Below are 20,395 nucleotides of genomic sequence, written 5' to 3' on the forward strand. Positions count from 1 at the left end.
ATAATAGGTATTTATAGCGTAAGTGGTGGTGGGAAATCATCTCTTGCATTTCATACAGTCTATGCGCTTTGCGACCATTCTTTTAGTGCAATAGAATCTGGCTTTGTAGAAGATAGTGAGTATATTATAGATGATTATAGCAATCTCATTCCAGCCCTAGCCATAAACAGCTTAATCTCAACACAAACCCACACTCAACAATATATTCATATCTAAACTTTTCATCGGCTTTATCTAGTGTTGGTGCAATAGAGTATCATTTTTTGAAATTAAATAAGCCACAAAATGAATGCCCACAATGCAAAGGCATAGGAAGTGCATATAAACTTGATGAGACCAAAATCATCAATGTTAAGGCAAGACTAGAAGAGATACCAATATTGCCCCTTAAAGAATACGAATCTTTTAGATTGCTATTTTTAGAATTTTGTAAATATCGTCAGCTAGACCTTCATAAGACTTTTGAAACACTTTCTAAAGAGCAGCAAAATTTGCTTTTATATGTAGATGAATCTCCGCTATTTACCATAAAATATAGACACAACAAAAAAGCACGGACAAGGAATCTAAAATATAAAGGTGCAATGTCGTATATGCAAGATAAATTATATAGCAATAAAATTTCTATCTATAAAGAAGCCTTGAAATACAGCAAAGAGATTCCATGCGAGGCTTGCAATGGGGGGCAAAAATAAACCCGCAAATATATAAAAATCTATTCATTGACAATATTTCATTTTGTGATTTTTTTACAATGCCTATTAAAAAACTTATAAATATCATACCAAGAAATGAAAGTTATAGAAGAATTTATGATGTGTTATCTGCTTGCTTCAATCTTGGGATAGGTTATCTTAGTCTAAATAGAAGTATTCCAACCTTATCTGGTGGCGAGATTGCAAATCTCATTAGCAGCTCTATGTCAAATCTCTTAATAATCATCGATGAAATCTCATCTGGGCTAAACCATGCTGATTACGAAAATGTATGGCGAAATGTCGTAGAACTGAAAAAGCGACAAAACACTATAATATTGGTAGAACTTAATCATTATTTTTTACATAAATGTGATAGGCGCATTTGCATTGATCTTGTTGGTGGTAAAAATGGTGGATATATTGTAGAGGATAAATTGCCAACTTAGAATCTGTATTGCATAAAAAGAAAAGTAAGGAAGTGAGTGATTTTTTATCTATTGATGTGAATATTAATAATATTAAGAATCAAAAATGTATCATTGTCGCAAAAATCACTTGTTTCTATGTTTGGTAAATCTGGCTCTGGTAAATCATCTCTTGCAAGATTTTTAGAGGAAAATCTTAATAATTGCGTTTATATCTCACAAAAACTGCCAAAAGGAAACGCTAAATCTAGCATAGCTACTTATCTTGAAGCAAACAAGATTATTAAAAGTCATTTTGCAAATTTTTCAAAAAAGATATATCGTATTTTATGAATAACAATAGCGATATTGTTTGCCCTCTTTGTAGTTGTACTGGTGTGATAAAATATGAGAGGGGTTTTGAATCAAGCATAAATATCACATGCACGCAATGCGATGGAAAAATGTTTAGCGAACTAGCTTCAAGTTTTACAATTGGGGATAAAACAATACTTGATTTTATGATTGTGAGATAAGAACTTTGCGAGACACAAATATAACTAAACTTGCAAAAATTGCCACAATGGCAGAGAATCTTTTGCTAGGCTATTTATCTTTTAATCGTAAAATAAATACACTTTCTGGTGGTGAATTAAAAAGGCTAAAGATTCTAAAACATTTATTAAAAAAGATTGATAACAAGATTCTTATAATTAATGAGCCAAGTGCAGAGCTAGATTATAAAAATGCTCAAAATATCATAGAGATTCTAAAAACAATAAAAACATTATCCACAATTATTATTGAGCATAATCCTATGTTGTATTTGCAAGCAGATTATATAATAGAGCTTGGTTCGGGTAGTGGTGATGAGGGAGGAAAGGTTATATTTCAAGGAAGTAAGCTTAAATATCAAAGCAAAGACTAATAAATATTTTTGCTTTGAGCTTAGGATTTAAACTTTAGAATTATCTCTATCCAATGCCAAGCAAGAAAGCTTCTATCTCAAGATGTAGGAGATGGAATTAGTTTTTGTTAAAAATATACTAAACTCTAATAGGTCATTTGGGCTAGGAGTTAGCCTTATTTAAGATTCTGAACAAAAAGCCTTTCGAGTTAGCTTACAATAGTTGGTTTTAGTTTGTTACCGCTACTTCTTAAGTGGTGTGATTTGTATTAGCTTTATATTGCTATTTGACTATGGCTTTCCTTGTTTGCTTTAGTTAGATTTAGTATTAACTCTATGAAGTCATCGCTATCATTTAAACATGGGCATACTCGATAATCCCTTATGCCTACTTCATTGGCTATGTCTTTATATTGTATACAAAGTTCATACAGAGTTTCAGAGTTATCAATGCTAAAGCTTATGGGATATATCATGACATTTTTATTTGTTTTCTGTCTTATTATATCTTGTGTTTCTGGTCCTATCCATTTCACTGGTCCAACTTTTGATTGATAACTTAGAATAATTTCTTGGAATCTAATACCACGTTCCTCTAGAGTTTGTTGCAAAGCCTTGCTACATATCTCACATTCATTTTGATATGGATCGCCTTTTTTTACACGACTAACAGGAATTGAGTGTGCTGATAGTATGAGTGTGAAATCACTAGGATTCGAACCATTTAGTGTTTTTTGCAGGCTATTAGCAATAGAATCAATAAAAAGCTTATTATTATAATATCTTTCTACAATACTTACACTTGGCTCAAAATTTAGCTTCTTAAGTGAGTAAAGCACATCATTGAATGATGATAATGTAGTAGTAGTGCTATATTGTGGATACATGCTAAATAACACAACGTTATTAATATTCTTTTCTTGGACTTCCTTTAGCACATTATAGCAATATGGTGTAGAGTAACGCATAGCATAGGTATAAAACGTTGCTGAATCTATTTTTTGTAGTTTTTTAATCAATGAAAAGGTTATTTGTGTGATAGGGCTAGCTCCTCCTAGAGCTTGATATATCTTTTTGCTTTTTTCGATTCGATTATTTACGATTATGCTACCTAGTATTGAGCGAAACATAGAATTTTTAATGCTAAGGATACATGGATCAGAAAACATATTTTTAAGAAAACTAGATACTTCATCTAAGCTATTTGGTCCCCCCATATTTAGCAGAATAACGGCATTTTCATATTTCATACCTGTCCTTATCATACGAATTGGAAAAGGCAATATGATAATCTAAAAAGGTTAATTTATATTTGCGCTTTATTGTTGTTTCTATGAACGAATAGCTCATTTTGCAATGTCTAATAAAACAAAAAAGTGTAGATTTTAAAATCTCTGATGCTATCATATTGTGTATGCTGTAAGGCTAGAAGTGAAAATAATTAGGTTTTAAATTGTAAAATTGCATTTTCTAGCTCTGTTGCCTTTTGTGTGATTTCATTCACAGACTTTTGTATATCATGTCCTAATTCTTGATTGCTCTGGCTAGATTGTGTTATAGACTTAGTCATTTCTTGCAATTCCTTAGTATGAGAAGCTATGGTTGCGCTAATTCTTTGTAATTTTAGTGAGTTTTGCTTTGTAGTTTGCAATTTGTCTCTTGTGTTGTTGGCATGATTAATTAGTGGTATAGTTTTCTCTGTTATATTGTCCATTTCAACCGATACATCGCCAATTACATCCCCCATGGAATTTACGCTTTGTGAGACTAGATTAATATTGCTTGTAATTTGTACTAAGCTTTCTTGTGTCCTCTCTGCTAGTTTTCGGACTTCATCTGCGACAACTGCAAATCCACGTCCATGCTCACCAGCCCTAGCTGCCTCTATTGCTGCGTTTAGTGATAGCAAATTGGTTTGGTCTGCTATGTCCCTTATTGTAGTGAGAATACTTTTAATGTTTGTAGTGTGTGATTCTAGTTCATTTGCTTGAAACATTACATTTTGTTGCTTTTGATCTGATTGTTTAATTAGATCAATACACTCTTGTAGTTTTGATACAAATTCACACAATGTTGCTTCAGTGTCTTGTATGTCGTTAATGGTTGAATCTGTAGTATGTGTTGCTATGTTTAGGTTTTTACTTATTTCTTGTGTAAGATTATTTGCGCTATTGACTAGTTTAAATTGGTTATCAGAATTGCTAGATAGTGTGTTTGCGATATTTAATAACTTTAGTGTGGTTTGCTTGTTGTCTATGCTGACGCTTTTGCTTATGGATATTGTATTTTGTATAGCATGTATAAATGCATTAATGTAGCTTGAAGCTATGCCTACTTCATCTTCTCTTTTTATTGCTATACGTTTTGTTAAATCCTTACTTCCATCTTGTAACTCTTTTGCCATTTCTTGTAGTCGATTAAGTGGCAAAACCAATTCTTTTTCAAAGAATATATATAAAGCACCTATTGCTATGATTCCAAATGTTATCATTATTATCAATAGGTAATCTTGGGCATCGTTAATAGTATTATATATATCATTCATTGAAATTTTTAGCTCTAATACACCTAACACATCGCCGCTATTTGCATTAATATGACATATTACGCAACTATCATTAGCAATTAATGGTTTTTGCAATATTATATTGCGTGAGTTTCTATCTTGCTTTATGATTTCTTGTTTGTCTTGGAAGATTTTTTGTATATCTGATTTGCTGCTATCTATATCAGCTGGTTTTTCATTTATGTTAAATAGCTCTATTATCTTGTTAGATTTATAAATCTCTAAAGATGCTATTCCATCTATTTCTTTTGCTTCATGCACCGTATTATCTATAATATTTCTCTCGCCTGAATCCATACTTAATCTTACGGTGCTAAATATACTATCCCCAAGTGTTGTAGCCGCCTTTACACCTTGATCATATGCTATATCTTCATAGTTCTTAGATACAATGCAATATAATATACCAATTCCTATTATAATAAATACAAGTAATGTAAATATCAATTTACTGCGAAAAGTTTTTAGCATGACGAATCCAATGCGCAGATATTTTTATATCTGTTCATTCTATACAAGTTTATCTCATAAATTTCTTAAATTTGCTTAAATCTTTGTTATTATCATAAGCTAATGTTATCTTTTCATATCTATTATAATTCTTATAGTTTACTAAATGCTTTTTTGTTATTATTGCTGTATGTAAATATTAAATATTTAGATTTGCTATATAAATACAATAAATTATAGCTTGGCTGGTTTGATTTTTCCCTGTGCTATCATTTCTTTGACTATTGTTATACTTTTCTTTACTACATCTTGTTGCGCATTATGATTCATGTTATCTAGCGGTTTTTGCAAGAATATATATAAACCATAATCTGTCCCCCATCTGCCTGTATCCCATTCTGCATATAGCCCAAGCGTTGGGATTAACACATTGCTAGCTATGTGTATTGTTCCTGTGCTAGGGCTTATTACAAGACTTGCGCGTTTGGTTATTGCAACTAGATTTAAAATATGGTTATCGTTGTGTAATATTAGAAGATTTTGTGCGCTTATGTTTGATTTAGCTAGCTCTTGCATGAAATTGTCCTTAACTTGAGGATATGTAACTACAAGTGCTATGCAATGAGGGATTCTTGCTACTTCTTCTATTAGCTTTAACCAATATGTTATATCAATTGTGAAGCGATTATTAACATTAAATGGATTTACCATGATTACATATGTAGGATCCTTGCATTTCATCTTGCTTATGGAATTTTTTAAAAATTTATCAATAATCTTTCTTGATTCCATGCCTACATGTATTTGGCATTTGCTAAAGTCAAGTTCTTTAATATGTTTATCAAATACACTAGGCTTTATCTTTCTTGCTAGACATAGCATAATATCCTCATATCGCATATTACGATACTTCTTGCTAAAATATAATGGCATGCTTTTACAGCGTAAAGAAAATAAAGAGTAGAGTTTTGTTATACATATAATCTTTTTTGCATTGCTTTGCATTAGAAACTGTATAAATTCTTGCGTTGTGGTGGAGGCTATGAGATAATCACAAGTGTATTTATTAATTGTTTCAAGCTGGATTGATCTTTGTTCTTGCACTTCTATATTTCCCATGTCTATTGAATCATCTATGTAATCGCAATATGTAAATAACTCCTTAGTCAAGGAGTTTCCAAATATAACTACCTTGCATTGATATATGTTCTTTAGCGCGAATAGGCATTTTGCATATATTATGCTTGAACCTAATTCCTTTTTATAACAAACAAGCCCAACAGTCATACTTTTACCTTATCAAAATTAAATTAAGTTTTTGTTCAATTTTTATATAAGATTCAAAAGCTAATAAAGCTTAAGATGTTTTAATTTTTATTGCAAAATCCTAGTAACAAGGCTGGTTTATATGCCCTGTTTTCTTCCAAAGGCTTCTCTTATGCCCTCACCAATAAATACTAGCGATGATAAAAGCAAAGCCATGCTAATAAAGCCAGTGATACCTAGATGTGGAGATTGTATATTGTTCTTGCCTTGATTTAGCAATTCTCCTAAGCTAGCACTTCCTAGTGGCATGCCAAAACCTAGAAAATCTAATGTGGCAAGTGTTGTAATACTGCCTATAATTAAGAATGGAAGATAAGTAATTGTAGCAATTAGTGCGTTTGGTAATATATGCACAAACGCTATGTAGAGATTCCCAAATCCCAATGATTTTGCTGCTTTGATATAATCATGATTCCTAGCACGTAAGAACTCTGTGCGAACCACGCTAGCTATACTAGTCCAACTAAATAGCAAGATTATAGTTAGAATAATCCAAAAATTTGGAACAATTACGCTTGATATTATGATAATTAAAAACAAAGTAGGAGTAGCACTCCATATCTCACTAGCACGTTGCCCAATCAAATCTACTGCCCCACCATAATATCCTTGTATCCCACCAATTATTATACCAAGTGTTACTGTGCAAGCACTTAGCAATATCCCAAATAATAGCGAAGTCCTCATGCCATATAGTAACCTAGATGCTACATCTCTACCTTGGTCATCTGTGCCTAAAATGTGTAAATAGTTTGGAGGGCTAGGAGGAATGCTATCTAACTCCCAATCAATGCTATTTGGTGCATAGCTAATTAATGGATATATGATAAAGGAATCTTTTAATAGATTTTTGACAAATGGATCTTTGTAGTCTGGATAGGTATCAAAGTCCCCTCCAAGTGTAGATTCCGGATAGTCTTTAATAATAGGAAAGTAAAATGTGGAATCTTTATATATTAGTAATGGTTTTTCATTAGCAATAATTGGAGCTAACAAGCTAACTACATTAGAGAGGATAAACAGAAACAAGCAATATCTGGCCCTTTTAATAGAGTAGAATGTCTTCCAGCGAAGTAGCCATATGTTCATTATAATTTCCTCTTAGTGGTTAAGTTTGGATTAAGATTCTATCTAAAAATGACATAATAAACTAAGTTTAATTACAAAATGATATTCAATACTGATTTTTTAGATTATAATAGATTTGTAATACTAAATTTAAGTCTATAAAAAAGGAAATGTTATGAAAAAAATTCTTCTTCTTGGTGCAGGGTATGCAAATATTGGGCTTTTAAAGAAGATTAATCCGTTTGTTTTTTCACAAGCACAATGGCATTTGGTGAATAATACTCCATATCATTATAAAACTATTGCCTTGCATGATGTAGCTTCTGGTAAGCATGATAGAAGCGTGCTATTTTCTATTAGAGATTCTATACCTGCTGGTGTGAGCATTAGCGAAGATACAATTACGCATATTGACGGTAAGGCTGCTTATGGTAAACAAACCTATGAATATGACTATTTAGTTATAGGGCTAGGCTTTAGCTCGGATAATTTCGGTATTAAGGGCGTTACAGAATACACAAAAAGCATTACATCTTATGATAGTGCTAAGATTATTGCACAAGACATATTAGCGAGATTGCAATCCTATTTGCAAACACGAGACAAGAGTGATTTAGCTTTTGTTGTGTGCGGCGGGGGATTTACGGGTATAGAGTTTGTAGGCTCATTAGCGCAAGAAGTTAATAAGAAATGTGAGGAACTTGGTATAGATTATAATGAGGTAAAAATCTACTGCATAGAAGCTATGCCAAAGATTCTGCCTATGTTTAACGATAATCTTATGCAGCTAGGTTTGGAGAGATTGAGGGATTTAGGTGTAGAGGTTTTAACTAGTTCTAAGATTCTAGAATGCAAAGAAGGAGCTGTAGTTATCGAACAAGGAAATGAGAAAAATGAGGTTAGGGCAAATACAATCATTTGGACAGCTGGCGTAAAGGGTAATGAAGTTATTGCTAATTCTACATTCTTTAAAAGTGGCAGAAGTAAGGTAGAGGTGAATGAGCATTTGCAAGCAATAGGGCAGGAGAGCGATATGTCTAATATATTTATCATTGGAGATTGTGCCGCTCTAAAGGATCCTAGTAGTGGACGTTTCTATCCACCCACAGCGCAGATTGCTAAGAAACAAGGCGAATATCTAGCCGGAATCTTAGAATCAATTTTGCAATCTGAAGCTAGTGGAAATAAAGTAGATGTAAATTCTTTGCCTAGTTTTAGTTTCTCTCCAGAGGGTAGTATATGCTCTATTGGTGGAGGATATGCTATTGGGGTTATTGGTAATAAGGAAATTAAGGGCACTGCTGCAAATATAGCAAAATGGCTTGTAGAATCTGCTTGGAGCTATAGGCTTGGTGGACTTTCTGGTGTTTTTAAGCCCGATTAAACTTAGTCTATGCTTGATGTATAAAGCACTGTTTTAAGTCATTATTCTATGCAGTTTTTATATCTTACCTTTTTTGTATTTTCTATTTGCGTGTTGTATGCAAATAGTGATAAAACATGGAAAAATCCAGATGTATCTGCAATCTTGGATTCTAATACCAAAAAGCTAGAATCATACTACAAGCAAGTAGATAACCAATCTAGGCAAAAGAATTTCGTTTTACTTAATGGTAAAAAAGTCATTTCGCATACACAATACGCTAAAATCTCATATAGAGAAATACACAAATATCACAGTTACATTATCTTATCGGAGTTTTATATTGATTGGGTGGGCAATCATAATCAGCTAGATGGAGTTAGTGTTGGGGGGATTTTGTCTAGCGATATTAAAGAAGACAAACCAAAGATTAGATATTTTAAGTTTGCACAACGATATTATTCTACCCTACATGAGCTAGTCAAAAAAAAAGTTTATTCTTATTGCGCTGCGCCATATGTAACTAGCTGCATTCTTATAGGAATCAATGAGAGCTGGTAATTTTTCTTTAAGGTTGTTAATCATTTCTCTATGGTTGGGCGGAACAATTTGTAGTTCTAGTTTTTGCATTTTTGTTATTATTCTGATTGGTGGTTTTATTATTTTGAATGAAGTGGGGGTGAGCTTCTTATGGTTGATGTAAATAAACTTCATATTTTATAAAGTTTGTATGATTAAGGAGGGGGTTATGCGAAAAACATGCAAAATATTATTTTTTCAATTATTAGTAATATTTATGCTAATGTTTATTTTTCAACCCATACTAGCCTATGCCACAAAAGTAGAACGCGATAATTTTACCCCCAATGATGAGAAGATTCCATTATTATCTAATACCATATCTAAAGACGAGAGAGATGATATTGTATCTGATAACACAAATAAGCATAAACAATTAGAGATTGATAGCAATGCAGAATCATTTGATATTTCCGCTTTATTTTTCTTTCAGGGCGGGGTTGGACTTACTTTTATGCGACTTTCAACCACGCAATCAAATCAAATCAATGCTACCGTTGTTCCAACGGTATCTGCTTCCATAGGATATAATCAACTCTTTCGCTTTGGCTATATATCATCGGGTATAAAGATTATGATAGCTTATGAGCTAGGATTGGCACCATCTGGCAATAGCACTGTTGTGTATAAGAGCAATAGTGCTTATGGAATAATATATGTGGGATATGGGAGATTTTTACCATATCTTGGCGCAGGATATACAATTATGGACACTGGGCAGTCATTCTCTACAAGCCTAGCAGCAGACAATAGATTCTCTGGCAATGATTTTTCTTTTATCACTGGATTAGGAGTCAATATAGACAAACATAGCGGTATTGATGTTTCACTTCGCTTTCACCGTTTGCTTGGGAATTATCCTAATATATTCGCAAGTTATGAATTTAGATTCTAAGCTTTCTTTGAGAAGTAAAGAATCTAAAGAGACATTTCGGGCTTTTCGCCCTAAGATATAACAAAAGAGAGATTCTTAAATATGACAAAGAGGTATCGGTTCGATATGACAAGGAATTTGACAAATATCGTTTTACCCATTGATACAAAGCATTTACGCTTGAGGTTAAGTATAAGATTTTAAGTAGTTTTGATAATTTAGATTCTAATGCTTAAAATATTGGCTCGGTCTTAAGCTGTTTAAATTTAAAATATCTAGCCTTTAAGTAAGTATAATGCCGACTTTAAATAGTCTATAAAAGGATATACAATGCTAAAACAATCTAACACGCTATTGCAAGGCAAATTGGTGCGATATTCGCACAAAGGCGTAGAGTTTTTGGGAATCTTAAAATATAAAGATAGCCAGTCTCTAGTTATGCCACTTGATATAAGTAACAACATGAATGAGTTTATTATTCATTTTGATAGATTTAAGGAATGTTTAAATGCTAACAATCCGCTTATTCCCCTTGAAGATGTGAAGCTATTATCCCCTATTAAAGCTCCCTTGCAAGATGTTATTTGTCTTGGTATAAACTATATGGATCATGCAGAAGAGTCTATGCGCTTTAAGAAAGAAGCCTTTGATGGTAAAGTAGATGAAGCGGTGTATTTTGGCAAGCGAGTGAATGAGTTTGTGAATCCTAATGGAGTTTTTCATATTGGTGATAAGACGCAACAGCTAGATTACGAGGTGGAGCTTGTAGTAATTATTGGTAAAGATTGCAAAGATATTAGCAAGGAGGAGGCAATGAACTTTGTCTTTGGGTATAGCATTGGTAATGATATTTCTGCTAGAGATTTGCAGCAAAAGCATAAGCAATGGTATGCAGGAAAGAGCCTAGAGGGTGGATTCCCCCTTGGACCTTGCATAGTGCTAAGAGATTCTATAAATCCGCACAATTTAAAGATTCAAAGCTATGTGAATGGTGAGTTAAGACAAGATAGCAACACATCAAAGCTTATTTTTGGCATTTCGCATGTTATATCAGAGCTATCAAGCTATTTTACTTTAAAGGCTGCTAGCATTATTTCTATGGGAACGCCAAGTGGCGTTGGTATGGGTTTTGTGCCACCTAGATTCTTAAAAGCTGGAGATATTGTAGTATGTAAGATTGATGGCATTGGAGAAATAGAAACTAGAATAGAAAAATAATACTCTTCGCTTTATAGGCTTGAGTGTCTTCTGTAGTTAGGCTTATTGTATTGTTTATATAGTGAAGCATGATATAGAATCTAAATAGCGGTTATTGAAATAATAATTTTATAATTGTCAATTTATAGCTAATGTATTACATCATATTTCATAATTATTAGCGAGTGAAAGCTAGAATATATCATTATTAGTTTGAAATTCAGCATAATCACTAAATACAGAGATTGAGGGTAGCAATCTTTAAGGAGGGTGAATGTTTCTACTACTATGGAGGGGTATTGCGTATTTTGATTCTTTAAATATATTTAATCGTATTAAAACTCAATCCAAAAGCTACGCTAAAAATAACATAAAAGTATATATTCTAGTAGTATATATGTGCTGCTATATTCTTGGTTACTCGTTGTATGCAAATGGCTTTAAGATTCAAGAACAAAGCCTAAATGCTACAGCACTTAGCTCTGCATATGTCGCAGGAGCTAGGGGTGCTGATGCTGGATATTATAATCCAGCCAATATGGGCTTTAAGAATGATTGGGGTGAAAATAAGCATGAATTCGAGTTTGCTTTTAGCGTAATCAATATACCCGGATTTAGCTTTCAAGTGCCTAGCACTAATCAGGGTCTTAGCTCTACTACCTATATGAAATATAAGGGTATTGTTGGCACGATACAAAATTTCATTCCCGTAGCACCAACCACTGTTACATTGCAGCATTCAAATGCAGAGACAGCTATGGTAAGTGGTTCTACAGGCGATACAAACTTTATGTTGCCTAAGTTTTTTTATAAATCCAAGACATATAGCGGCTTTACATTTGGTGCAAGCTTTAGTGCGCCAAGTGGACTTGCTATGAAGTGGAATGGTTTAGGTGGAGAATTTCTTCAAGATGTGTTTATATTTTTAATTGAGTTTGCGCCTTCAATTAGCTATACATATGCAGATAGATTTAGCATTGGCATATCTCCTAGGATACTCTATGGAATGGGTAAATTTAATAATATTGTCTATGTCCCACTAGGCACAGCAGATAAGCAAGCCATAACGCAGCAACACCTTGACAGAGATAACATGCCTTCAAAGGTTACAGATAAAGATGGAAATCTAATACAAGCTCCAAACTGCACTCCAGCTTTTGATCCAGTTATATTAAAAAGCCTGCCAGATGGGCTAATTCCTGATGATATGGCTGCAATGTTTGATACTATTATTCAAAATCCAGTTTTGTTTCCTATTTTAAGCTTACCTGCAAATTCTACGCAGCTACAAGCAATCCAAGCTATGGTTGGTGAAATTCAGACTTGTCTTGTTGGCACAGGAAAGGTAATTCAGCAAAGCGATGGCAGCGATTTGGGCATTGGCGTGCGTGTTGGTGTGAGCCTTGTAGTTGGAGATAATGGGGTATTTTCTGTAGTCTATAATAGTCCTGTGCCTATGCGTTTTGAAGGGAAGGTAAGTGCTGATACTGTGATTGGCGGACCTGTGGGCAGTGTAGTCATGGACGCACCTTTGTTTTTATATGTAACTATGCCAGAGATTCTAACTTTGGCATATTCTCATGATTTTTTTATTGATAAGATTCGAAAGGTTAGAATTGAGGCTACATATGAGAGGACATTTTGGAGTAAGGGGCGTAAATTTGATACCGAGTTTGATTTTAATAAGGCAGTCTTTAGGGCAAGTCCGGGTAGTGTGCCTGAAAGTTTTAGTCAAGAACAGCTAAAAGGTATGATAAATTTGGCTGACTTTAGCGCAGTTGCTATGGGCAATGGTTGGGTTGATACAGATACTTTTCGCGTGGGACTTACATATATAGGACCAAGACTAAGACTAATGCTTTCTGGAGCATATGATAAGGCCCCAGTGCCACAAAATGCTATTGGCATACCAGATAGTGATGGCTATATGGTAGGGCTTGGTGCAAAATATAACTTTAGAAATTTTGATTTGGGGATAGCCTTGTCTCAAACCTTTAAAAACAGCTCGAGAAGTGTTTATGCAAGTGGAGGGACTGGACAGCTTAGAATTTTAACTGCATCGCTTGGATATAGATGGTAAAACGCATTTAAGTATTAACATGTTAAAATTAAAGCATTGCGTTTTTAATTAAGCGATGTAGTCTGATAAAGTCGCATAAGCTTTAGATAGAATTCTTCTTCACCTTTGTTTTGTATGATTCCATTAGATGGCAGAATATCGTAATATAGCCTATCCAAATCTTTGAATCTATTTGGAAAAAGAGATGATAGAATGATAGCTGATATTTGTTTTCTTATTAGCATAGCAGGCGGAAGCAGACCTAGTCTAAAGAATTCTATAAATGATTCTGCATTGTAGTTGATGTGATGGTGATGTCCATGCGGGCAAGTCCTAGTAGATACGAGAGTTTTGCAAATATCACAGTATACATATTCAGGTAATATCTGCACATCAATAGAAATGCCTTGTAAAGAATCAAATATTGAATGCACTTGATTATTAAGATAATATACAGATAGACCACGATTATTTTCGCCAACCAAAAACTTGTTACAACCAAAATTTCGAGCTACAACTGCATGCATAATCATTTTATTTTGTCCAGCATATAGATAAGTATCATCATGTGGAATAATTAACACCTTTTCTTTCATTAGATAATTATCAATCAAGAATTCCATACATTTTAATCGTAGCCTATAGTCTAATAGTTCACCTTTTCTTGGTCTTGATAGAAAAATCACCAATAAATCGCAATTTCCTAGTGCTTCTCTCATAATCTTCTCATGCACTCTATGTAGCGGACTAGCCTGCATAACAACGCCCATAATATTTTTAGCATTTAGAATTTCCATGCGCTGAGCTAGCTTTTTTTTATGCTTTTCTATTTGATTCTCTTCTAGTGTATAGTCTCCACATATACATAAGTTTCCTATACGTCCTTCAATGTCTTTAATAGGGTTTGAGGCAAAGTCCCCACCCATAATCTTGCTTAGCCTCTCTTGCTTATCAATGCTAAATACAGAATCTACTACTATACTGCCAGATTTCTTACCATCTGTGATAAAATCTATTATATCTCCGCTTTTTGCTTGCTCTAATACCTCTTTATTTCTTCTTCCACTTGGGTTTAATAGAAATGGACATGGATAGCTTTGTCCTAAATACATGCCTGTTTTATTGATTTCTTGCATTTGTTTTTCATTCATTAATCTTGTTGCTGGGTAGAGTAAGCCCTCCTTTGCTAGGTTCAGAACCGATATAGCTTCTTTGTCAATATAGAGCTGTTTATTTTTTCCTTGAGATTCCATATTTCTTCCTTTTTTCCCATAAGCTTTTTCTGCTCATACCAAGCTTTTTGGCTAACTCCACATCTGGATATCTACCTTCAAATTTAGTAATGACTATCCTCTCATATTCTTTAATAGATAGGATTTCACTGCCTATTTCAAGATTATTTGCCATATTTGTTATGTCTATAATTTGTGGAAACATAACCTTATCATCAGAAATCATAGATATAACTACAAATCTGTGTTTAGCCATGAAATCTAGGAATTCTTTTTTTTCTTGTTTTTTTAGATTCTCACAATTTGTTATGTAATATGATTGTTGCCTATCAAAATTATATTCTCTCCAATCAAAATGATTAAGATTTAGAAAATTAAATCTTAGTTTGCGCTCAACAGCATATCTCATAGCATAAATATCAGCACTCCTTTGAGAGCTAGCCTTTATTAGAATAGGCGGATTATATTGAGGTAAGGCTGGAATTTGTAGCTCATTTTGTATAAATTTGAAATAGTTGTTAAAAAATTTTATATTTTCCATTAGCTCTTTAAATCCACAATAATGCTCAATTTTTCTGACTAGCTCGTCCATTATAAACGGCTTTATAATGTAATCTTTTGCACCAAGTTTTAGGGGCTTTGATACTGTGTCATCGCTGATATAAGACACCATGAGAATTATAATTGCATTTTGATGCTTTTCTATGATACTCCTGTAATGTTGAGCTACCGTATTCATTGATAATAGCACAATGTCAAGATTGTTTTTACTTAGTGCTTCGTCTAAAGATGATGTAATAAAGCAAGAGTGATTTCCATCTGCTAATTTACTGGCAATGCTTTGAGCAAGATATGTTTCGCTTTCTATAATTAAAACATTCATAGTCTTTCCTTAATTTTATTTTGGTAATTCACGAGGCTGTAAAGTTGCAATACATTGTGCTAATACTCCTTCTTTTCTGCCTATGAATCCTAGATTCTCTGCTGTGCTAGCCTTAATGCTAACTTGACTTTTTTGCAGATATAGAATCTTTGCTATGGTTTCTTGCATTTTTGATTTATATGTGGATATTCTTGGGGTTTGCGCGATGATTGTTATATCAATATTTCCTATTTCAAGCCCTACGCTAAGACAATAGTCATATACTCTCTTCAGCAAAATTTTAGAGTCTATATCCTTGAATTCTTTGTTTGTATCAGGAAAGATTTCTCCAATGTCACCATAACACATTGCCCCAAGTATAGAATCAATAATTGCATGTATACCTACATCTCCATCGCTATGAGCCTTAAATCCAAAGCTAGATTCTATTTTTACACCACAAATCCACATTTCTTTAGATTCTTCAAAGGCATGAATGTCGCTTCCCATTCCAACTAGTGGAGTATTTAAACTATAGTTTTGGTTAGATTCATATATTTCTTTTAATAGAAATATATCTTGCTTTGTAGTGATTTTATTCATTGCTAGGTCTCCTAGCACAAGCCCTATAGATTTGTTTGGCATTGCGCAAATAGCACTTGTCTCATCGCTAAAGTATTGGTTTAAAGCTTTAGATTCTCTTAGAGTATTGGTTTTTGAGATTTGTGGAGTTTGGATTATTCTTAGGGCATTCCTATCTATATGACTATATGTCTGCATTTTGTTGTCTTGGTCTACATATATTGTAGTGTCATGTATTGGCAAGCATGGGGCTATGCAGTCATATTTATTTTGTGCCAATGAAGCAAATAATCTTGATAGAACAGATTCTTTAACATTGCATCTAGCACAATCGTTTACTAGCACAAATGTAGAATCTACTACATCTAGCGCGTTTTGTAATGACATGTATCTAGAATCCCCACCTTGCACAATTTGCATTGGGATTTCTAATGTGGCATCTTGTGTAAGCAACTCTTGGACTTGGAAGGTGCTAGGTAGGAGTTTTTGCATATATAGCTTATCTTTTGGTGATGCAGTAATAATAATTTGCGTTAACATTGGTTTGTTTAATATTTGTGTTAGGGAATCTCTATATTTAAATTGATGTTTATCTTTTATCAAAGATTCTATTGTTTCGTGTATATCGTTAGGTGTGTAGTTTCTATTGATAGAATCAGCTTCATATTGATTTGTTTGGTTTTTTAAATCATTTCTATATTCTGCAATTAAATTCAATAATTCTTTGTTGCAACAAAATGTTAGGCATTTTGTTGCAATGGTTTTTGCTACGATAAGCCATAATGGCATAGAGCCTATTCTTAGCCATTGTTTCTTTGTTTGTATGCTATTTGAATAGCAAGGATCTTTGCTATCATAGTTGCAAAATCTTGTTGAATCTCCAGCAGCCATAATTATAATAGATATAGTTTGCAAAGATATTCCCATTAATAATCCTTGATAAATAATACAATGCCAGCCTTGAGAATAAGCTATATAGCAACATTTAGTGGACTTTGTTTGATTTATTAATTAAATTGATCATTCTTAATTTTTTATTACAGATTGTAGCATAAACTTGTTACTATTTTATACAATATTTATCAATAAAATAATATTTTGTTACTTTATTATTTCTTACAACAGTCTTAAAACAACAATACTTATTGTAAAATATAGAAATATAAATTAAGGATATATCATGAGCGAAAATATAAGGAATTCTTGGATACAAAGGCGCGTATATGATAATATTAAAACCCAATTGCATTATGCTAAACGTGGAATTATTACTGAAGAAATGCGCTATGTTGCAAATATTGAGGGATTGAGTGAAAGTTTAATTTGCGAAGAGGTAAAGCGGGGAAGACTTATTATCCCGGCAAATATTAATCATACCAATTTGGAGCCCATGGGTATAGGCGTTGCTACTCGCACAAAAATTAATGCCAATATAGGTTCTTCTCAAATTGTAGAAGACATTGGTGAAGAGGTAGAAAAGCTTTGCACTTCTATTAAATATGGTGCAGATACAGTTATGGATCTTAGCACAGGTGGGGATTTAGATAAAATTCGAGTAGAGATCATTAAAGCATCTAGTGTGCCTATTGGGACTGTGCCTATGTATCAAATTTTGCATGATGTAAAAAATGACGTGTTAAAACTTGATATTGATACTATGCTATCTGTGCTTGAAAAGCAAGCTAAACAAGGGGTTAGTTATTTTACAATTCATTGTGGTTTCTTGCTCTCGCACATGCCTTTTGTAGCTAAACGTAAGATGGGTATTGTTTCACGTGGTGGTAGTCTTATGGCTAGCTGGATGTTGCATTATCATAAGGAAAATCCATTTTATGAGCATTTTGACGAGATTCTAAAAATTTGTCAAAAATATGATGTATCACTTTCTTTGGGCGATTCTTTACGTCCGGGTTGCTTGGCTGATGCAAGTGATGAGGCACAATTTGCTGAGCTTAGAGTGTTAGGAGAGCTTGCTAAAAGAGCTTATGATGCTGATGTGCAAGTAATGATAGAGGGTCCAGGACATGTGCCACTCAATCAAATTGAGCGTAATGTAGAACTACAAAAGCAATATTGCAATGAAGCACCTTTTTATGTTTTGGGTCCACTTGTTACAGACATTGCTGCTGGATATGATCATATAGCAAGTGCTATTGGTGCATGTGTAGCAGCATGGAAGGGTGTAGCAATGTTATGTTATGTAACACCAAAGGAGCATTTAGGATTGCCAAATGCTAAAGATGTTCGAGATGGAATCTTAGCCTATAAGATCGCCGCCCATGCTGCAGATATAGCTCGTGGGCGCGTAGGTGCGCGAGATAGAGATGACGAGATGAGCGATGCGCGATATGCTTTTGATTGGAATAGGCAATTTGAGCTAGCCCTAGATGGTGATAGGGCTAGAGAATTTCATGATGAAGCCTTGCCGCAAGAAGTTTTTAAAGATGCAGAATTTTGCTCAATGTGCGGTCCTAAGTTTTGTAGTTATAAAATTACCCAAGATATTTTTAAAAATTATAAAGAAGGAGAGTTGGAATCATAATGTCCAAGAGAGTGCAGTAGCTGGATTTTAGAGTGAAATATTTGATTGTTGCTATTTTAGTAAAGTTAATATCTTTGCATATTTAACAATTACATCTTGTAAAGTATTGTTTAAAATCAAAGTGATGAATATATGAAGAAAATAGCGTGTGGGTGGGAGTTTGTGGCATGTTTGTGTGAAATCAAAGTGAGGGGTTATTTTCTTGAATTTGTCAAAAGATTTTTATACATTGTAAAAAGAATCCTATACATTCCTGTGCATTATCCTATACATGAGTCTAAAAATCATGAGAAAAGAGCGATTTTAAGGGCATTTAAACGCTTTTAAACAAAAATATTTAAATGTTTAAATAGTAAAATTTGTAAAATTGCTTTTAGTAAAACAAATAGCATTAAAGTTTTTGAAATAAACCTACTACAACACCTAATATTTCATAGTTTTCACCTTCTAGTATTATGTCATCATAGCTTTTATTATCGCTTATAAGCTTGTATTTTGGACGTTTTTGCAGTCTTTTGATATATAGCTCATCATCTATGCGGGTAACGCAGATTTTACCCTCTTTTACATCACCTTGTTGTATTAAAAGATAGCAATTTTCGGGTATTGTGGGAAGCATAGAGTCCCCACTGCTCATAATTATTGAAAGATTTGCGAATGAGGTAAGCCTAAAATATGAGCGTAAAAAGCCCTTGTCAAGCTCTATGTGGCTTGAAATATGCTCATCATTAATAAGCCCTGCTCCTGCGCTAGCATAGACATCATCATAAACGGGGATTTTAATAAAGTCGCTTGATTTTTGATTGCTGGATACTAAGGAATCATTGACGAATCCGATTGGCGAATCACTTATGGACATATTGGGAGACATACTTTCTGATTGAGGGACATTTTTTTGCGACTTATGGACACTAGGAGACAATGTTTTTGAGTAGGAGACACTAGGAGACATTTTGGAATCATGACTAGGAGACATATTTTTCATAACGAATAACTCAACATCAACGTCAAGTGCTTCTGCAATTTTATTTAAACTATCTAGCGTGATATTGTTATCTTTAGCAGATTCATATCGTTTAATGCTTTGCAAAGATACCCCGCTGGCTTTTGCCAATTCTTCTTGTGTCCATTCTTTAGCTTCTCTCGCTGCCTTTATCCTATAATTAAGTCTCATATATTGTTCTTTTCCCTTGATAAGTCTAAAAAATAGACTATAATTAACTAATTAGCTTATTTTAGCTTAAAAAGTTTAAAGATAGGCTAATTGGTAGGGAGGGTGGGAAGAATATCACTTTTAGGACTTTTAGATGAAAATCAAGAAGTTTAAAAAAGTGGTTGTAAAACTTAAGCTTTGGAGGCTGAAAATAACTTTAAAATAAGTTAAAAGCAGCTCTCAAACTTAAAAAAACGCTTTCCCCTTAGCTTTAGGCTCTGGGGTTAGTGGATTATAGCATAAAATCATAAAAAGGATAAAACATGAATGAGAGTGTAGCAGCACAAATGCTAAAAAGAGGCATGAGGCTTAGGGCTTGGGCGATTTCTAGGGGTGTAGAAAAACATTTAACGCTGCTTAAATTCCTATCAGTGGGCAAGACACAAGGTAGATATGGTAAAAGCAAGGAGCTAAGAATTGCGCTAGAGCAAGAGGGATTCTATATCCCTAAAAAGACAATAGGAGTTGGACAA

At 33.6% G+C, this 20,395-nt stretch carries 20 protein-coding genes; 12 read left to right on the forward strand and 8 right to left on the reverse strand.

What is annotated here, in order from left to right; all coding sequences use genetic code 11:
* Nucleotides 1–263: 263 nt before the first annotated feature.
* The 5 genes from LS73_RS04705 to LS73_RS04725 all read left to right on the forward strand — a co-directional run bounded on the left by LS73_RS04705 (nt 264) and on the right by LS73_RS04725 (nt 2,030).
* A complete protein-coding gene (locus LS73_RS04705) occupies nt 264–695 on the forward strand; it encodes a hypothetical protein (protein WP_034556947.1) in 432 nt (143 codons plus the stop codon).
* Nucleotides 665–1,144, forward strand: a complete 480-nt coding sequence (locus tag LS73_RS04710) for a P-loop NTPase family protein (protein WP_034556950.1) — start codon at nt 665–667, stop codon at nt 1,142–1,144. The genes LS73_RS04705 and LS73_RS04710 overlap by 31 nt, the downstream gene beginning before the upstream one ends.
* Before the next feature lie 93 nt (nt 1,145–1,237).
* Complete coding sequence (locus LS73_RS04715) at nt 1,238–1,456, forward strand: hypothetical protein (protein ID WP_034556953.1); 219 nt, start codon at nt 1,238–1,240, stop codon at nt 1,454–1,456.
* Nucleotides 1,453–1,638: a hypothetical protein gene (locus LS73_RS04720; protein ID WP_034556957.1), complete on the forward strand. Its 186-nt coding sequence runs from the start codon at nt 1,453–1,455 to the stop codon at nt 1,636–1,638. Before LS73_RS04715 ends, LS73_RS04720 begins: the two co-directional genes overlap by 4 nt.
* A gap of 5 nt (nt 1,639–1,643) precedes the next feature.
* Nucleotides 1,644–2,030: a P-loop NTPase family protein gene (locus LS73_RS04725; protein WP_034556958.1), complete on the forward strand. Its 387-nt coding sequence runs from the start codon at nt 1,644–1,646 to the stop codon at nt 2,028–2,030.
* Nucleotides 2,031–2,284: 254 nt separating this feature from the next.
* On the opposite strand, the gene hemH is transcribed toward LS73_RS04725, so the two are convergent.
* From hemH to LS73_RS04745, 4 genes are all read right to left on the reverse strand, one after another.
* Nucleotides 2,285–3,259 carry a ferrochelatase gene (gene hemH, locus LS73_RS04730; protein ID WP_052089475.1) on the reverse strand — a complete coding sequence of 325 codons (975 nt, stop codon included), beginning with the start codon at nt 3,257–3,259 and terminating at the stop codon, nt 2,285–2,287.
* Nucleotides 3,260–3,450: 191 nt separating this feature from the next.
* A complete protein-coding gene (locus LS73_RS04735; protein WP_034556959.1) occupies nt 3,451–5,046 on the reverse strand; it encodes a methyl-accepting chemotaxis protein in 1,596 nt (531 codons plus the stop codon).
* 213 nt (nt 5,047–5,259) lie between these two features.
* Nucleotides 5,260–6,312 carry a glycosyltransferase family 9 protein gene (locus LS73_RS04740; protein WP_034556960.1) on the reverse strand — a complete coding sequence of 351 codons (1,053 nt, stop codon included), beginning with the start codon at nt 6,310–6,312 and terminating at the stop codon, nt 5,260–5,262.
* Between the two features lie 117 nt (nt 6,313–6,429).
* Nucleotides 6,430–7,440, reverse strand: coding sequence for an ABC transporter permease subunit (locus tag LS73_RS04745; RefSeq protein ID WP_081955491.1), 1,011 nt, complete (start codon nt 7,438–7,440; stop codon nt 6,430–6,432).
* A 154-nt stretch (nt 7,441–7,594) separates the two neighbouring features.
* On the opposite strand from LS73_RS04745, the gene LS73_RS04750 reads away from it, so the two are divergent.
* The 5 genes from LS73_RS04750 (at nt 7,595) to LS73_RS04770 (ending at nt 13,512) form a co-directional block, all read left to right on the forward strand.
* Nucleotides 7,595–8,803, forward strand: a complete 1,209-nt coding sequence (locus LS73_RS04750; RefSeq protein WP_104692234.1) for an NAD(P)/FAD-dependent oxidoreductase — start codon at nt 7,595–7,597, stop codon at nt 8,801–8,803.
* Between the two features lie 48 nt (nt 8,804–8,851).
* Entirely contained in the window at nt 8,852–9,343 is a 492-nt protein-coding gene (locus LS73_RS04755; protein ID WP_052089658.1) for a hypothetical protein, read from the forward strand.
* A 187-nt stretch (nt 9,344–9,530) separates the two neighbouring features.
* Nucleotides 9,531–10,256: a hypothetical protein gene (locus LS73_RS04760; protein WP_034558036.1), complete on the forward strand. Its 726-nt coding sequence runs from the start codon at nt 9,531–9,533 to the stop codon at nt 10,254–10,256.
* A 309-nt stretch (nt 10,257–10,565) separates the two neighbouring features.
* Nucleotides 10,566–11,453 (forward strand): fumarylacetoacetate hydrolase family protein, encoded by an 888-nt coding sequence (locus LS73_RS04765; protein WP_034558034.1) that lies wholly within the window; start codon nt 10,566–10,568, stop codon nt 11,451–11,453.
* Nucleotides 11,454–11,829: 376 nt separating this feature from the next.
* Nucleotides 11,830–13,512 (forward strand): OmpP1/FadL family transporter, encoded by a 1,683-nt coding sequence (locus LS73_RS04770; RefSeq protein ID WP_104692235.1) that lies wholly within the window; start codon nt 11,830–11,832, stop codon nt 13,510–13,512.
* Nucleotides 13,513–13,556: 44 nt separating this feature from the next.
* Here the strand turns inward: LS73_RS04770 and LS73_RS04775 are convergent, their stop codons facing one another.
* The 3 genes from LS73_RS04775 to ispF are packed head-to-tail and all read right to left on the reverse strand — an operon-like array spanning nt 13,557 to nt 17,094.
* Nucleotides 13,557–14,744 carry a sulfate adenylyltransferase gene (locus tag LS73_RS04775; RefSeq protein ID WP_034558033.1) on the reverse strand — a complete coding sequence of 396 codons (1,188 nt, stop codon included), beginning with the start codon at nt 14,742–14,744 and terminating at the stop codon, nt 13,557–13,559.
* Nucleotides 14,722–15,606 (reverse strand): response regulator, encoded by an 885-nt coding sequence (locus tag LS73_RS04780; protein ID WP_034558032.1) that lies wholly within the window; start codon nt 15,604–15,606, stop codon nt 14,722–14,724. The genes LS73_RS04775 and LS73_RS04780 overlap by 23 nt, the downstream gene beginning before the upstream one ends.
* 15 nt (nt 15,607–15,621) lie before the next feature.
* Nucleotides 15,622–17,094, reverse strand: coding sequence for a 2-C-methyl-D-erythritol 2,4-cyclodiphosphate synthase (gene ispF, locus LS73_RS04785; RefSeq protein ID WP_052089655.1), 1,473 nt, complete (start codon nt 17,092–17,094; stop codon nt 15,622–15,624).
* Nucleotides 17,095–17,347: 253 nt separating this feature from the next.
* Here ispF and thiC point away from each other — a divergent pair, with 253 nt between their 5' ends.
* Entirely contained in the window at nt 17,348–18,709 is a 1,362-nt protein-coding gene (gene thiC, locus LS73_RS04790; RefSeq protein WP_081955568.1) for a phosphomethylpyrimidine synthase ThiC, read from the forward strand.
* 391 nt (nt 18,710–19,100) lie between these two features.
* On the opposite strand, the gene LS73_RS04795 is transcribed toward thiC, so the two are convergent.
* Nucleotides 19,101–19,883, reverse strand: a complete 783-nt coding sequence (locus tag LS73_RS04795) for an XRE family transcriptional regulator (RefSeq protein WP_114985955.1) — start codon at nt 19,881–19,883, stop codon at nt 19,101–19,103.
* A gap of 302 nt (nt 19,884–20,185) precedes the next feature.
* Here LS73_RS04795 and LS73_RS04800 point away from each other — a divergent pair.
* Nucleotides 20,186–20,395: hypothetical protein (locus tag LS73_RS04800; RefSeq protein WP_034559263.1), on the forward strand; the 210-nt coding region annotated here is incomplete at its 3' end.

This window comes from Helicobacter muridarum (genome assembly GCF_000765805.2).
GTDB lineage: Bacteria > Campylobacterota > Campylobacteria > Campylobacterales > Helicobacteraceae > Helicobacter_A > Helicobacter_A muridarum.

Excerpts from the sequence above, each read along its gene's own strand:
- LS73_RS04710 (WP_034556950.1), top strand. The coding sequence starts at position 665 with ATGCGAGGCTTGCAATGGGGGGCAAAAATAAACCCGCAAATATATAAA.
- LS73_RS04720 (WP_034556957.1), top strand. The coding sequence starts at position 1,453 with ATGAATAACAATAGCGATATTGTTTGCCCTCTTTGTAGTTGTACTGGT.
- hemH (WP_052089475.1), bottom strand. The coding sequence starts at position 3,259 with ATGAAATATGAAAATGCCGTTATTCTGCTAAATATGGGGGGACCAAAT.
- LS73_RS04735 (WP_034556959.1), bottom strand. The coding sequence starts at position 5,046 with ATGCTAAAAACTTTTCGCAGTAAATTGATATTTACATTACTTGTATTT.
- LS73_RS04740 (WP_034556960.1), bottom strand. The coding sequence starts at position 6,312 with ATGACTGTTGGGCTTGTTTGTTATAAAAAGGAATTAGGTTCAAGCATA.
- LS73_RS04745 (WP_081955491.1), bottom strand. The coding sequence starts at position 7,440 with ATGAACATATGGCTACTTCGCTGGAAGACATTCTACTCTATTAAAAGG.
- LS73_RS04750 (WP_104692234.1), top strand. The coding sequence starts at position 7,595 with ATGAAAAAAATTCTTCTTCTTGGTGCAGGGTATGCAAATATTGGGCTT.
- LS73_RS04755 (WP_052089658.1), top strand. The coding sequence starts at position 8,852 with ATGCAGTTTTTATATCTTACCTTTTTTGTATTTTCTATTTGCGTGTTG.
- LS73_RS04760 (WP_034558036.1), top strand. The coding sequence starts at position 9,531 with ATGCGAAAAACATGCAAAATATTATTTTTTCAATTATTAGTAATATTT.
- LS73_RS04765 (WP_034558034.1), top strand. The coding sequence starts at position 10,566 with ATGCTAAAACAATCTAACACGCTATTGCAAGGCAAATTGGTGCGATAT.
- LS73_RS04770 (WP_104692235.1), top strand. The coding sequence starts at position 11,830 with ATGTGCTGCTATATTCTTGGTTACTCGTTGTATGCAAATGGCTTTAAG.
- LS73_RS04775 (WP_034558033.1), bottom strand. The coding sequence starts at position 14,744 with ATGGAATCTCAAGGAAAAAATAAACAGCTCTATATTGACAAAGAAGCT.
- LS73_RS04780 (WP_034558032.1), bottom strand. The coding sequence starts at position 15,606 with ATGAATGTTTTAATTATAGAAAGCGAAACATATCTTGCTCAAAGCATT.
- ispF (WP_052089655.1), bottom strand. The coding sequence starts at position 17,094 with ATGGGAATATCTTTGCAAACTATATCTATTATAATTATGGCTGCTGGA.
- thiC (WP_081955568.1), top strand. The coding sequence starts at position 17,348 with ATGAGCGAAAATATAAGGAATTCTTGGATACAAAGGCGCGTATATGAT.
- LS73_RS04795 (WP_114985955.1), bottom strand. The coding sequence starts at position 19,883 with ATGAGACTTAATTATAGGATAAAGGCAGCGAGAGAAGCTAAAGAATGG.